Source organism: Pseudomonas migulae NBRC 103157 (genome assembly GCF_002091715.1).
GTDB classification, from domain to species: Bacteria; Pseudomonadota; Gammaproteobacteria; order Pseudomonadales; family Pseudomonadaceae; genus Aquipseudomonas; species Aquipseudomonas migulae_A.
This window is the reverse complement of record NZ_BDAG01000027.1, coordinates 55,288-68,180: the sequence shown is the minus strand read 5'-3', so window position 1 is coordinate 68,180 and position 12,893 is coordinate 55,288. Positions and strand designations below refer to the sequence as shown.

Below are 12,893 nucleotides of genomic sequence, written 5' to 3'. Positions count from 1 at the left end.
TTCCATTGGCCCATTGAGGTCGTTAGGGAGAATTTCGTTCTCATGATTCGCCGTTCCTTGCCCGCCGTATTTGCCCTGCTGTTCGCAACGCCCTTGTTGGCCGCTCCCGCAGGCCAGCAGACGCTGTTCAACTTTGTGCGCCCCGCCGACGTGGTCCAGGTGGCGACTCAGGACGCCAGCCTGCCGCAATCCAATGCGGAGCAAACGGCCGAAGGCGAAGTGCTCCGTCGGGTGACGTTCAACCCCGTGGCACAGCCAACCCTGCGTTTGACTCCACAGACCGGTGCCTGGGACTGGTCGCAATCGGGCATGATGAGCCTGAGGATCCAGAGCGCGATGAACTGGGCCGTGACTCTCTACGTGAAAATCCAGAGCAACGATGGCAAGACGCTGATCAGTCGCGTCGACCTGCCGGCCGGTCCTGCGCAGACCCTGCTGGTGCCATTGGTCGCCACTTCGCCGCTGAGCCAGGGCATGAAGGCCGGGCCGCCGATGCCGATGACCGTCGACGGTCAACGCATCCTGTTGGCCAGCAGCGCCGGTGAACTGGATCGTACTCAGGTGGTGTCGGTGACCTTGTCCATGGATCAGCCGAAAGTCGCCCAAAGCATCCTGCTGGAACGCTTTGGCGTGCAGGACAGCGAGGGCGTGACCCAAGCCGTTTATGGCGGGCTGGTGGACGCGTTCGGGCAATCGACTCGAGCCAAATGGCCGGAAAAGGTCAGCAGCGACGAGCAACTCAAAAGCGCCGCCGCCAAGGAACAGCAACAAACCAAAACCTGGCTGGCCGAGCGCGAGAAGTCTTCGCTGGATAAGTTCGGTGGCTGGATAAAAGGCCCATCGTTCAAGGCCAGCGGCTTTTTCCGCACCGAGAAACGTGACGGTCGCTGGTACCTCGTGACCCCGGAAGGGCATCCGTTTTATTCGCTCGGGGTCAACACCGTTACCCCGGACGTCAATCAGACTTACATCGCCGGCCGCGAGTGGATGTTCGAGTCGCTGCCAAAACCCGACGAGCCGCTGGCCAGTCACTTTGGCGAAGGCGACAACCGTGGCGGCAATGGCGTCGATCAGGGCCGTGCCTATAACGCCGGTCGCTGGTACGACTTCTATGGGGCCAACCTGCAGCGTTTGTATGGCGCCCCTTGCGCACTGGGCAGCGACACCAAGGCCGGTGTCGCCGAAGCGGCCAAGGCCGATGCGGTTGAGGCAACGGTCGAAAAAGCTGCTGAGCAACCCGTCGTGCCTGTCACGGCCGAATCCGGTGTCGCCGAAGCCGCCAAGACTGGCGCAGAGGAAGCAACCGTCGCGAAAGCGGCTGAGCAGAAACCCGCCGAGCCCTGCACAGCAGTGATTGATGAGCAACGATGGGCCAGCCACACCCTGGATCGCCTGCAAGCCTGGGGTTTCAACACCGTCGGCAACTGGAGCGCCCCGGCACTGGCCAACGCTGATCGCGTGCCCTACACCTTGCCGCTGTCGATCGTCGGCGATTACGCCAGCATCAGCACGGGCACCGACTGGTGGGGCGGAATGCCCGACCCGTTTGATCCGCGTTTCGCCATGGCCACCGAGCGTGCCGTGGCCATCGCCGCCCGCGATCATCGCGACGATCCGTGGCTGATCGGTTACTTCGCCGACAATGAACTGGCCTGGGCCGGTCCCGGTGACGACCCGAAAGCCCGCTACGCGCTGGCCTACGGCACCTTGAAAATGACCACCGACGTGCCGGCCAAACGCGCGTTCCTCAAGCAACTGCGCGACAAATACCGCAATCAGGCAGGCCTTTCCAAAGCCTGGGGCATCGACCTGCCGGCGTGGGAGTTGATGGAAGACCCTGGCTTCGTACCGCCGCTGCCAAGCGCCGAACACCCGGAAATCGAAGCCGACTTCAAATACTTCCAGAAGGTCTTCGCTGACACGTACTTCAAAACCATTTCCGACTCGCTCAAGTGGCACGCGCCGAACCAGCTGTTGCTGGGCGGTCGCTTTGCCATCAGCACCCCGGAAGCCGTGGAATCCTGCGCGCAGTATTGCGATGTGTTGAGCTTCAACATGTACACCCTGCAGCCACAGGACGGTTACGACTTCGTAAAATTGCGCAGCCTGGACAAGCCGGTGCTGATTACCGAATTCAACTTCGGCTCGGTCGACCGTGGCCCGTTCTGGGGCGGCGTGACGCAACTGGCCAAGGAAGAAGACCGCGGCCCGGCGTACGCCAGCTTCCTGAAGCAGGCGCTCAGTGAACCGTCGATTGTGGGCGTGCACTGGTTCCAGTACCTCGATCAACCGGTGACCGGCCGTCTGCTGGATGGTGAAAACGGGCACTTTGGGTTGGTCGGCATTACCGATCTGCCGTTTCAGGGCTTTGTCGACAGCGTGCGCAAAAGCAACCTGGCGGCCGTTGATCAGTTGAGTAAAGAGGCCGAGAAGACCAAGGCTGAAGCGGATAAAGCCAGTCACGATGCCGTGGGCGGGCGAAAAGCTGAAGCCGGCAAAGGCCCGGGGAAGGGCACCGGGCAGGCGGGTGGGCATTCCGGGAATGGTCATTAAGGCCTGAGACCGCGTTATCGTTCTTCGCGAGCAAGCCCGCTCCCACTTTAGACCGCAGTGACCAGGCGGACGCGGTCTAAGGTGGGAGCGGGCTTGCTCGCGAAGGCGTCCGCAAGGGCGCCATAAATATCTGATCAATTCCATGGGCCAACTGACCGCCCAGCCCGCCCCTGTTCCCAAAACCATCAATGGCTGGAACAATGCGGGCCACTTTGTAGAGCATTGTCCGAGGGAGTAGCGGGTGCAGATTCAGGGTCATTACGAACTCAGGTTCGAAGCGGTGCGTGAGGCGTTCGCCGCGTTGTTCGACGATCCCCAGGAACGTGGCGCAGCGCTATGCATCCAGGTGGGTGGCGAAACTGTCGTCGACCTCTGGTCCGGTACCGCCGACAAGGATGGCCATGAGGCCTGGCACAGCGACACCATTGCCAACCTGTTCTCCTGCACCAAGACCTTCACCGCCGTCACGGCCCTGCAACTGGTGGCCGAAGGCAAGCTGCAACTGGACGCCCCGGTTGCCCGCTACTGGCCCGAATTCGCCGCCGCCGACAAGGAATCCGTCACCCTGCGTCAATTGCTCTGCCACCAGGCCGGTCTGCCGGCGCTGCGCGAGTTGCTGGCTCCCGAGGCGCTTTACGAGTGGCACACCATGGTCGACGCCCTGGCGGCCGAAGCGCCGTGGTGGACGCCGGGCACCGGTCATGGTTATGCCGCGATCACCTATGGCTGGCTGGTCGGTGAGTTGCTGCGTCGGGCCGACGGACGTGGGCCGGGCGAGTCGATCGTGGCCCGAGTCGCCAAACCGCTGGGGCTGGATTTCCACGTCGGTCTGGCGGATGAAGAATTCCATCGCGTGGCGCACATCGCCCGTGGCAAGGGCAACGTCGGCGATGCCGCGGCCCAACGCTTGCTGCAAGTGACGATGCGCGAACCGACGGCCATGACCACGCGAGCGTTCACCAACCCGCCGTCGGTCCTGACCAGCACCAACAAACCCGAGTGGCGGCGCATGCAGCAACCGGCGGCCAATGGCCACGGCAATGCCCGCAGCCTGGCCGGGTTCTACGCCGGTCTGCTCGACGGCAGCCTGCTGGAAAGCGAGATGCTCGATGAGCTGACCCGCGAACACAGCCTTGGCGAAGACAAGACGTTACTGACCCGGACCCGTTTCGGCCTGGGTTGCATGCTCGATCAACCGGACGTCCCCAACGCCACTTACGGCCTTGGTCCACGAGCGTTCGGCCATCCGGGCGCTGGCGGTTCCATCGGTTTTGCTGATCCGGAGCACGATGTTGCCTTCGGTTTTGTGACAAATACACTGGGGCCTTATGTCTTGATGGATCCGCGTGCGCAAAACCTTGCGCGGGTACTGGCCACTTGTCTGTAAAACGCGCTCAACGGTTCCAGGGCCGGAACCCGAAGGCCTTTATGTTTTCCAAGCGTCTGTTTATCCGGGTCATGCCGGCCTGATTTTTTATGATTTCATTTTTGTGGATATCCAATGTCACTCAATAAAACCACCCTCGCTTTGGCCCTGTGTGTCGCTGTTACCGGTTGTGCGCAGACTCCACAAAATGATTCGGATGGCAGCAGCTGGTGGCCGTTCGGGTCCTCCGATAAAGTCGCGGCGAAACAGCCGGCTCCGGCTCCGGCACCTGTGAAACCAGTCGCTGCGGCCCCGGTGGTAAAGGCTGAAAGCTCCAGCCATTGGTACTGGCCGTTCGGCTCCGATGAAGCGACCGATAAAAAACCAGAGGTAAAACCTGAAGCCAAGCCGGTCGAAGTGGCCAAGGCTGAGGCCGATGCGGGTGGCAAATGGTGGTGGCCGTTTGGCGGCAAGGAGCAGAGCACCGCTAAAGTTGTGCCGATGCCTGATCCGAAAGTGACCCAGGCCTGGCTCGATGACTACGAACCGCGCTTGCGCGAGGCGATCAAGGACAGCAACCTGCAACTCGAACGCCGTGAAAACGTGCTGGTGGTGACTGCGCCGGTAGAAGGCTCGTTCAACCCCGACCGTCCGGCCATGTTGCTGCCGGTCACCTTGGGTCCGTTCACTCGCGTGGCGAAAATCCTCGAAGTCGATCCGAAGACTGCCGTGCTGGTACTCGGTCACAGCGATACCTCGGGTGCCGCACCGGCCAACGTAAAATTGAGTCAGGAACGGGCACAAGCCGTGGCGGCGATCTTCCGTCTCAGCGGCTTGCAGCGTGATCGCCTGATGTTGCGCGGCATGGGCGGCGAAGCCCCGCGAGCAGCGAACGACAGCAATGAAGGCCGTGCCTTGAACCGTCGTGTGGAACTGTTGGTGACTCCGCAAAACACCATGGTCGCGCTGTTGAGCAAATACAACATGCCAGCCCCGGCGCCGGTAAAATTGGTTGCAGCCCAGGACGTCAAGCCAGTGGTCAAGCCCGTCACGCCTGCTCCTGCCGCGAAGAAAGCCGCTGTGCCTGCCGCGAAAAAAGCGCCGGCCAAGAAAGCCGCCGCCAAAAAGGCACCGGCCAAGACTGCAACGCCGGCTAAAAAGACCGCGCCGGCCAAAGCTGCTGCAACTGAAAAGAAAGTCGTTGCCGCCGATGCTGTGAAAAAGTGATTCGTTAACCAAAAGGAATGCGCCATGACCCAGGGCCTGGCTGATATGCGTCGCGACTACACCCGAGATGGCCTGACCGAGGCACAAGCCCCGGCCGAGCCGTTCGCGCTTTTCCATCAGTGGTTCGCTGACGCGGTGAAAACCGAACAGGCGCCGGTGGAAGCCAACGCCATGACCCTGGCCACCGTCGACCAGGACGGTCGGCCGCATTGCCGCATTCTGCTGCTCAAAGGCCTGGACGAACACGGCTTCACGTTCTTCACCAACTACGACAGCGCCAAGGGCCAGCACCTGGCCGTGAATCCGTTCGCGGCCATGACCTTTTTCTGGCCGGCCCTGGAGCGCCAGGTGCGCATCGAAGGTCGGGTGGTGAAGGTCACGCCTGAAGAGTCCGATGCCTATTTTCAGGTCCGTCCACTGGGCAGCCGCCTCGGTGCCTGGGCGTCACCGCAAAGCCGCGTGATCGCCGATCGCGCCGAACTGGAAGCGCTGCTCAAGAACACCGAGCAACGTTTCAGCGATACACAGCCTCATTGCCCCGAGCACTGGGGCGGCTATCGCCTGTTGCCTGAGCGCATCGAATTCTGGCAGGGCCGTTCGAGCCGTCTGCACGATCGCCTCAACTACCGCTTACAGGGCGCCGACTGGATCCTTGAACGTCTGGCACCCTAAGCAGTCTACCGACCGGGATAGCCTGCCGCAGCAGCCTCCAGCCACTGAGGCAGGTCCCGACGCTTGATCTTCTGCGCTTGCGCGTTCGCCAGTTGCTGGAGCATAAAGACTTTCTTATGCTCGTCGTCTCCAGCCAAGGCTAACGCCAGGTCGCGGTCCATCCAGCGTTTGATCCGTAAGTACAACCACCCATGGAAGTACAGACCGGCGACAGTGGTGACGACAATGATGAAGTAATCCATGACAATTCCTGGTTCAGCGGCGCAGCTTCCGCCATTTGCCGCTACTGTGTGCTGAGTTCGTGGAGGCGCCTGTACCTGGCCTGAATCAAACCAATTTTATCCGGGCCACGTCGTGACAGGCGTCAAGCTGCGGAGTTTAATGAACACCTGTCCTTTGGAGTTGATGCTATGCGTAAGTCTGTTCTGCTGGTTGCTTCCTTTTCCACGATGGCAATGTTGCTCACTGGCTGCCAATCGAGCTTGACCGGTGACTCCTATTCCCGTGACGAAGCGCGTCGTGTGCAGACCGTTCGCATGGGCACCATCGAATCCCTGCGTCCGGTGAAAATCGAAGGCACCAAGACCCCGATTGGCGGCGCTGCGGGTGCAGTGGTCGGCGGTGTCGGCGGCAGCGCCATCGGCGGCGGTAAAGGCAGCATCGTTGCTGCTGTCATCGGCGCCGTCGCCGGCGGCCTGCTCGGTTCTGCCACCGAAGAAGGCCTGACCCGCACCCAAGGCGTCGAAATCACCGTACGTGAAGACGACGGCAGCATGCGCGCCTATGTTCAGCAGGTTCAGGAAAATGAAGTGTTCCGCGTGGGTGAGCGCGTGCGGATTGCTACTGTAGATGGTACGAGCCGCGTTTCGCACTAAGCGGAAGTGGTTCCAAAGAAAACCCCGATCAGGTGACTGGTCGGGGTTTTTTGTGTCTGGGGTGTTCAGTGCGCGAATGCCGAGGATGTGCCCCTCAGGCTGCCATCAGCCTGTTGCTTAACCCGCAAGCGCACGCGAGTACGCGCCTGTTTCAGAGCTCGGAGCTAAAGCGAGCTGTCGCCGATATTCGAGGATGTGACCAACGCGACAAGGCCAACCAGCGTGATCATCCCTTGCGTTCGTACGTCGACAACCCTGAAAAAACGGGCTGTGCGACGTTAACGAACGAGGCTGATCGTGGCTGCAGGACGCGTCTTGAATGACGCTGGGCGTTGTCTCTATCGATCAGGATTGCAGCGCGGCGTTCTTGCGACTCGCCGCCGCCGTCACCGCATAACCGATCAACGCCGCCAATATCGAACCGGTCAGAATCCCCATCCGGTCCATCCCGGCGTACTCACTGGCGCCCGGCACAAACGCCAGGGAGCCGACAAACAGGCTCATGGTGAAGCCGATCCCGCAGAGTATCGCCACGCCCAGCACCTGGCCCCAATTGGCGCCTTGGGGCAGGGCGGCGATGCCGATTTTCACCGCCAGCCAGGTCAGGCCGAACACGCCGAGGGTCTTGCCCAGCAGCAGGCCGACGGCGATGCCCATTGGCACGTGGTGGGTGAAGCTTTCGACGGTCACGCCGCTCAGGGACAGGCCGGCGTTGGCGAAGGCGAACAGCGGCAGGATGCCGTAGGCCACCCACGGGTGCAGGGCATGTTCCAGGGTCAGCAGCGGCGAAGGCTCGGCGTTTTTCGTGCGCAGCGGGATGCAGAAAGCCAGGGTTACGCCGGCCAGCGTTGCATGGACACCACTCTTGAGCACGCACACCCAGAGGATCAAACCGATGATCATGTACGGTCCAAGCTTGACCACGCCAAGCCGGTTCATCGCGATCAGCGCCACGATGCAGGCCGCCGCGAGCGCCAGGGACAGGGTCGACAGGGTGCCGGAATAGAAGATTGCGATGACGATGATGGCGCCCAAGTCGTCGATGATCGCCAGGGTCATCAGGAACAGCTTCAGTGACACCGGCACCCGTTTGCCCAGCAGGGCGAGGACGCCGAGGGCGAAGGCGATGTCGGTGGCCATCGGAATGGCCCAGCCCGCCAGGGCCGCCGGGTTATCGCGGTTCAGGAACCAGTAGAGCAGCGCCGGTACGACCATGCCGCCAATCGCAGCGGCGCCCGGCAGTACGATCTGCGACGGTTTCGACAGCTGACCATCGAGGACTTCGCGCTTCACTTCCAGGCCGATCAGCAGGAAGAACAGCGCCATCAGCCCGTCGTTGATCCACAGCAGCAGCGGCTTGGCGATTTTAAGTGCGCCGATCTGGGCGACCACGGGGGTGTCCAGCAGACCGTTGTAGAGCCACGACAACGATGAGTTGTTAATGATCAGGGCCAGGGCTGCAGCGGCGATCAACAACAGACCGCTGGCAGCTTCCAACTGAAAGAAACGCGTGAAAGTGCTACGCAGAGGCAAGGTCGCTCTCCATCGAATTATCAAAAAGGTGGCACACCCTAACCCGTACCGTTGGTTGTTAAAACAAAAGTTATATTCTTTTTTGTTATATGCCGTTACAGCCGAAAGGTGGGCACGGACCTGAGCCTAGCAGTTGCCGGACGTATTGAAGCTCAGCTGTATCTGTGCGCGATGTCGGATTTTTCCTAAGCTTCAGGGCTGAGCCTTGCGACAAGGCCGACTCAACGAGAAAACCACCATGAGCGACAATCGACAGTGGGCCCGCGAAGCCATCCGCATCATCGAAGCCGACTTCCAGCGCAGCGCCGACACCCACCTCATCCCGCTACCCCTGCCGGGTTTGCCAGGCATCGAGTTGTATTTCAAAGATGAGTCGAGCCATCCCACCGGCAGCCTGAAACATCGTCTGGCGCGTTCGTTGTTCCTCTACGCATTGTGTAACGGCTGGCTCAAACCCGGCGCGCCGGTGATCGAAGCGTCCAGCGGTTCGACGGCGATTTCCGAGGCGTACTTCGCCCGTTTGCTAGGCCTGCCGTTTATTGCGGTGATGCCGGCCACCACCTCAAAAGAGAAAATCGCGCAGATCGCTTTCTATGGCGGCAAGAGCCATCTGGTGGACGATCCGACGCAGATCTACGCCGAGTCCGAGCGCCTGGCGCGCGAGCACGACGGGCACTTCATCGATCAGTTCACCTACGCCGAGCGCGCCACCGACTGGCGGGCGAACAACAACATTGCCGAATCGATCTTCCATCAGATGCGCTTCGAGCAGCACCCCGAGCCGAGCTGGCTGATTTCCAGCCCCGGCACCGGCGGCACCACCGCGACCCTCGGCCGTTATGTGCGTTATCGCCAGCATTGCACCCGGGTGCTGTGTGCCGATGCCGAGCGTTCGGTGTTTTTCGATTACTACCTGACCGGCGATGCCAGCCTGCGCCTGGATCACGGTTCGCGGATCGAAGGCATCGGTCGGCCACGGGTCGAGGCATCGTTCCTGCCGAAGGTGATCGATGCGATGGTCAAGGTGCCGGACGATCTGTCACTGGCGGCCATGCATTATCTGGCGCAACGCTTGGGGCGGCGTGTGGGCGGGTCGAGCGGGACCAACCTGATCGGGGCCTTGATGGCGGCGCATCAGATGGTGGCGGCGGGGGAAACGGGGTCGATCGTGGCGATTCTGTGCGATGGCGGCGAGCGCTATGAGACCAGTTATTACGATCAGGCCTGGCTCAAGGCGCAGGGGTATCAGTTGAGTGGGTTGATGGATGTCGTGGCGGCGAGTGTCGAGCGTGGGGAGCCGTTGCCGGCGACCGTGCTGCGCGCCAACATCTGACGGCCAACACGAACCTTGTAGGAGCCGGCTTGCTGGCGATGAACGGAAACGCGGTGTGCCAGACAGATCGCGTTATCGTTCATCGCCAGCAAGCCGGCTCCTGCAGGGTATGTAGGTTTCGGGTCAGGCTTGCAGGCCGAGGATGTCGCGAGCAACGGCTTCGGCGATGCGAATCCCGTCCACACCCGCCGACAGAATCCCGCCCGCATAACCGGCGCCTTCACCCGCCGGGAACAAGCCTTTCACGTTCAAACTCTGCATCGATTCGTTACGGGTAATCCGCAGCGGCGAGGATGTACGCGTTTCGATCCCGGTCAACACCGCGTCATGCAGCGAGTAGCCACGAATCTGCTTCTCGAACGCCGGCAAGGCTTCGCGAATGGCTTCGATGGCGAATGCCGGCAAGGCCAGCGCCAGATCACCCAGCGCAACACCTGGCTTGTAGGACGGTTCAACGCTGCCCAGCTCAGTGGACGGTTTGCCTGCGATGAAATCGCCAACCAGTTGCGCCGGCGCTTCATAGTTGCTGCCGCCCAGCACAAAGGCGTGGGATTCCAGGCGTTCCTGCAACTCGATACCGGCCAGCGGGCCGCCCGGATAATCGATTTCCGGAGTGATGCCGACGACGATCCCGGAGTTGGCGTTGCGCTCGTTACGCGAGTACTGGCTCATGCCGTTGGTCACGACGCGATTCGGCTCGGACGTCGCCGCTACCACGGTGCCGCCCGGGCACATGCAGAAGCTGTAGACCGACCGGCCGTTCTTGGCGTGGTGCACCAGTTTGTAGTCGGCGGCACCCAGTTTCGGGTGGCCGGCGTATTTGCCCAGGCGCGCGCGGTCGATCAGAGACTGCGGGTGTTCGATACGGAAACCCACCGAGAACGGCTTGGCTTCCATGAACACGCCACGACCGTGGAGCATGCGGAAGGTGTCCCGGGCGCTGTGGCCGAGGGCCAGAATCACGTGTTTCGAATGGATCTGCTCGCCGCCGTTGAGTTCGACGCCGACCAGTTGGCCGTCCTCGATCAATACGTCGGTGACGCGCTGCTGGAAGCGTACTTCGCCGCCCAGGGCGCGAATCTGTTCACGCATGTTTTCCACAACGCCGGTGAGACGGAACGTACCGATGTGCGGTTTGCTGACGTAGAGGATTTCTTCCGGCGCACCGGCTTTGACGAATTCATGCAGGACTTTGCGACCGATGAATTTCGGGTCTTTGATCTGGCTGTAGAGCTTGCCGTCGGAGAACGTCCCCGCGCCGCCTTCACCAAATTGCACGTTGGACTCGGGGTTGAGCACGCTTTTACGCCACAGGCCCCAGGTGTCCTTGGTGCGCTGGCGCACTTCGGTGCCGCGTTCGAGGATGATCGGCTTGAAGCCCATCTGCGCCAGCAGCAGCCCGGCGAAAATCCCGCACGGGCCGAAACCGACCACGACCGGGCGTTGCTGCAGATCGGCCGGCGCCTGGCCGACCACTTTGTAGCTGACATCCGGCGCTACGTTGACGTTGCGGTCGTCGGCGAACTTGTGCAGCAGTGCGGCCTCGTCCTTCGCCGTGAGGTCGATGGTGTAGATGAAGCACAGTTCGGAGGACTTTTTGCGCGCATCGTAGCTGCGCTTGAACAAGGTGAAATCGAGCAGGTCATCACTGGCGATGCCCAGGCGCTGCACGATGGCAGGGCGCAGGTCTTCTTCGGGATGGTCGATCGGCAGCTTGAGTTCGGTGATTCGTAACATGACAGGATCCGGTTCGCGGGGCGCACAACTGCGCCAAGGCGTTTGAAGCCCGCGATTATAAGCCTCAAAGAACGAATCCCGTGAGGCTTAAACGATCAGTCGTCGCGCGATCCGCCGAAATACCCGCAGCCACGTTGAACCTGGCCATCGATGCGCAATTCGGCGCTCATGTGCTGAACACTGCCGGTGCTGCTGTCGACGCAACGCTGCGGTGCGACCCACAGTTCGATGTGCTGGTTGTTGGCTTCGGTGCTGAGGTTGAAGCGGCCATCACCCAGTTGTTCTTCAACATAAGGCACGGCCAATGGGGGTTGACCCGCACGGTCGATGACCATGCCTTTGCCGCTGACTTTCACGTTCCACTCCGGGCCGTGACCGGCGGCACGCAGGATCAGCAGTTTGAAATTCGGATCGCCGCAGGCGGTGCCCGAGCGTTCGACGCGGTACAGCTGTTCCAGGTCGAGGCGGCTGTCGACGATCCGCCCACGCACGTCGGCGAACAGCTTGCCCTGGGCATCGGCGAGGGTCGCGGCCTCCTGCAGGACGCTGGTGCCGCCGGTGTCGTTGACCACGAAACTGCGCTGCTCATTGCACGGCTGGAACAACAGCTTGCCGTCGGCCGCCGTCAGCTGGCCCTGCATTCGGGTCTGGCCCACGTGGGAAGCACTTTCACGCGGGCCATCCAGCAACTGACAGGCGGCGAACAGTGGAAGCAGGGCAACAAGGACTAAGGAACGGGCAACACGCATCTTTGGCTCTCCAGACAAGTGCCGCCACGTTACTCAGCCTGACCGTTCATCACAACCCCGCGATCAACCTTGTAGGAGCCGGCTTGCTGGCGATCGCCTCACCGCGGTCTTCAGGTGCATCGCGGTGAATGGATCGCGAGCAAGCCGGCTCCTACAAATAGTGTTGTTCAGCCGACGTGAAAGGTCTGACCTGTTTGCAGGCCTTCCACGCTTTTGGCGTAGGCCAATGCCACATCGGCGGCCGGAACCGGTTTGTAACCGCGGAAGTACGGCGCGTATTTGCCCATGGCTTCAAGCAGGACATTCGGGCTCACCGAGTTCACCCGCAGGCCGCGTGGCAGTTCGATCGCCGCGGCACGCACGAAGCTGTCGATGGCACCGTTGACCAGTGCTGCCGAGGCGCCGCTGCGGATCGGGTCGTGGCTGAGTACGCCAGTGGTGAAGGTGAACGATGCACCGTCGTTGGCAAATTCGCGGCCGATCAGCAGCAGATTGACCTGGCCCATCAGCTTGTCTTTCAAGCCCAGAGCGAAACTGTCTTCGGTCATTTCATTGAGCGGTGCGAAGGTCACGTTGCCCGCGGCGCAGACCAGCGCATCGAACTTGCCGGTCTGTTCGAACAGCTTGCGGATCGAGGCGCTGTCGCTGATATCCACATGGAAATCGCCGCTGTTGCGGCCGATGCGAATGATCTCGTGACGCTCGGACAATTCCTTGTCGATCGCCGAACCGATGGTGCCGCCTGCGCCTATCAAAAGAACTTTCATGCTGTTGAACCTCGTGTGTGTTGAAAGTGGCTTCAGTCTAGAGTGGTTTTTTCTGTAGATAAGCGCGCTAATAGGCAACCT

At 61.4% G+C, this 12,893-nt stretch carries 11 protein-coding genes and 1 pseudogene; 6 read left to right on the top strand and 6 right to left on the bottom strand.

The genetic code is table 11. The features are described 5' to 3' along the window. The first annotated feature begins 42 nt into the window (after positions 1–42). From PMI01S_RS19810 to pdxH, 4 genes are all read left to right on the top strand, one after another. Positions 43–2,553 carry a beta-galactosidase gene (locus PMI01S_RS19810; RefSeq protein ID WP_084321777.1) on the top strand — a complete coding sequence of 837 codons (2,511 nt, stop codon included), beginning with the start codon at positions 43–45 and terminating at the stop codon, positions 2,551–2,553. 241 nt (positions 2,554–2,794) lie between these two features. Further along, on the top strand, positions 2,795–3,940 hold the full coding sequence (locus PMI01S_RS19805; protein WP_084321776.1) for a serine hydrolase domain-containing protein: 1,146 nt from the start codon (positions 2,795–2,797) through the stop codon (positions 3,938–3,940). A gap of 114 nt (positions 3,941–4,054) precedes the next feature. Further along, positions 4,055–5,146 carry an OmpA family protein gene (locus PMI01S_RS19800; RefSeq protein WP_084321775.1) on the top strand — a complete coding sequence of 364 codons (1,092 nt, stop codon included), beginning with the start codon at positions 4,055–4,057 and terminating at the stop codon, positions 5,144–5,146. Between the two features lie 24 nt (positions 5,147–5,170). Beyond that, complete coding sequence (gene pdxH / locus PMI01S_RS19795; protein ID WP_084321774.1) at positions 5,171–5,818, top strand: pyridoxamine 5'-phosphate oxidase; 648 nt, start codon at positions 5,171–5,173, stop codon at positions 5,816–5,818. 5 nt (positions 5,819–5,823) lie between these two features. On the opposite strand, the gene PMI01S_RS19790 is transcribed toward pdxH, so the two are convergent. Continuing rightward, a complete protein-coding gene (locus PMI01S_RS19790) occupies positions 5,824–6,060 on the bottom strand; it encodes a 30S ribosomal protein S3 (protein WP_084321773.1) in 237 nt (78 codons plus the stop codon). Between the two features lie 168 nt (positions 6,061–6,228). On the opposite strand from PMI01S_RS19790, the gene PMI01S_RS19785 reads away from it, so the two are divergent. Beyond that, the gene (locus PMI01S_RS19785; protein WP_084321772.1) at positions 6,229–6,693 is read left to right on the top strand and encodes an outer membrane lipoprotein; all 465 of its coding nucleotides are present in this window, start codon (positions 6,229–6,231) and stop codon (positions 6,691–6,693) included. A gap of 89 nt (positions 6,694–6,782) precedes the next feature. Here PMI01S_RS19785 and PMI01S_RS32060 read toward each other — a convergent pair. Continuing rightward, positions 6,783–6,917, bottom strand: a pseudogene (locus PMI01S_RS32060) (toxin); the annotation flags it as partial. A gap of 121 nt (positions 6,918–7,038) precedes the next feature. Beyond that, entirely contained in the window at positions 7,039–8,226 is a 1,188-nt protein-coding gene (gene nhaA, locus PMI01S_RS19780; protein ID WP_084321771.1) for a Na+/H+ antiporter NhaA, read from the bottom strand. A 238-nt stretch (positions 8,227–8,464) separates the two neighbouring features. Between nhaA and PMI01S_RS19775 the strand changes: the two genes are divergently transcribed. Then, positions 8,465–9,559 carry a PLP-dependent cysteine synthase family protein gene (locus PMI01S_RS19775; protein WP_084321770.1) on the top strand — a complete coding sequence of 365 codons (1,095 nt, stop codon included), beginning with the start codon at positions 8,465–8,467 and terminating at the stop codon, positions 9,557–9,559. 123 nt (positions 9,560–9,682) lie between these two features. On the opposite strand, the gene PMI01S_RS19770 is transcribed toward PMI01S_RS19775, so the two are convergent. From PMI01S_RS19770 to PMI01S_RS19760, 3 genes are all read right to left on the bottom strand, one after another. After that, positions 9,683–11,296 (bottom strand): NAD(P)/FAD-dependent oxidoreductase, encoded by a 1,614-nt coding sequence (locus PMI01S_RS19770; RefSeq protein WP_084321769.1) that lies wholly within the window; start codon positions 11,294–11,296, stop codon positions 9,683–9,685. Positions 11,297–11,391: 95 nt separating this feature from the next. Next, positions 11,392–12,045, bottom strand: coding sequence for a COG3650 family protein (locus tag PMI01S_RS19765; RefSeq protein WP_084321768.1), 654 nt, complete (start codon positions 12,043–12,045; stop codon positions 11,392–11,394). Positions 12,046–12,212: 167 nt separating this feature from the next. Beyond that, positions 12,213–12,812 carry a short chain dehydrogenase gene (locus PMI01S_RS19760; RefSeq protein WP_084321767.1) on the bottom strand — a complete coding sequence of 200 codons (600 nt, stop codon included), beginning with the start codon at positions 12,810–12,812 and terminating at the stop codon, positions 12,213–12,215. Positions 12,813–12,893 lie beyond the last annotated feature (81 nt).

Bases quoted from the DNA above. Each gene is read 5' to 3' on its own strand.
- PMI01S_RS19810 (WP_084321777.1), top strand. From the start codon at position 43: ATGATTCGCCGTTCCTTGCCCGCCGTATTTGCCCTGCTGTTCGCAACG.
- PMI01S_RS19800 (WP_084321775.1), top strand. From the start codon at position 4,055: ATGTCACTCAATAAAACCACCCTCGCTTTGGCCCTGTGTGTCGCTGTT.
- pdxH (WP_084321774.1), top strand. From the start codon at position 5,171: ATGACCCAGGGCCTGGCTGATATGCGTCGCGACTACACCCGAGATGGC.
- PMI01S_RS19790 (WP_084321773.1), bottom strand. From the start codon at position 6,060: ATGGATTACTTCATCATTGTCGTCACCACTGTCGCCGGTCTGTACTTC.
- PMI01S_RS19785 (WP_084321772.1), top strand. From the start codon at position 6,229: ATGCGTAAGTCTGTTCTGCTGGTTGCTTCCTTTTCCACGATGGCAATG.
- PMI01S_RS19775 (WP_084321770.1), top strand. From the start codon at position 8,465: ATGAGCGACAATCGACAGTGGGCCCGCGAAGCCATCCGCATCATCGAA.
- PMI01S_RS19770 (WP_084321769.1), bottom strand. From the start codon at position 11,296: ATGTTACGAATCACCGAACTCAAGCTGCCGATCGACCATCCCGAAGAA.
- PMI01S_RS19765 (WP_084321768.1), bottom strand. From the start codon at position 12,045: ATGCGTGTTGCCCGTTCCTTAGTCCTTGTTGCCCTGCTTCCACTGTTC.
- PMI01S_RS19760 (WP_084321767.1), bottom strand. From the start codon at position 12,812: ATGAAAGTTCTTTTGATAGGCGCAGGCGGCACCATCGGTTCGGCGATC.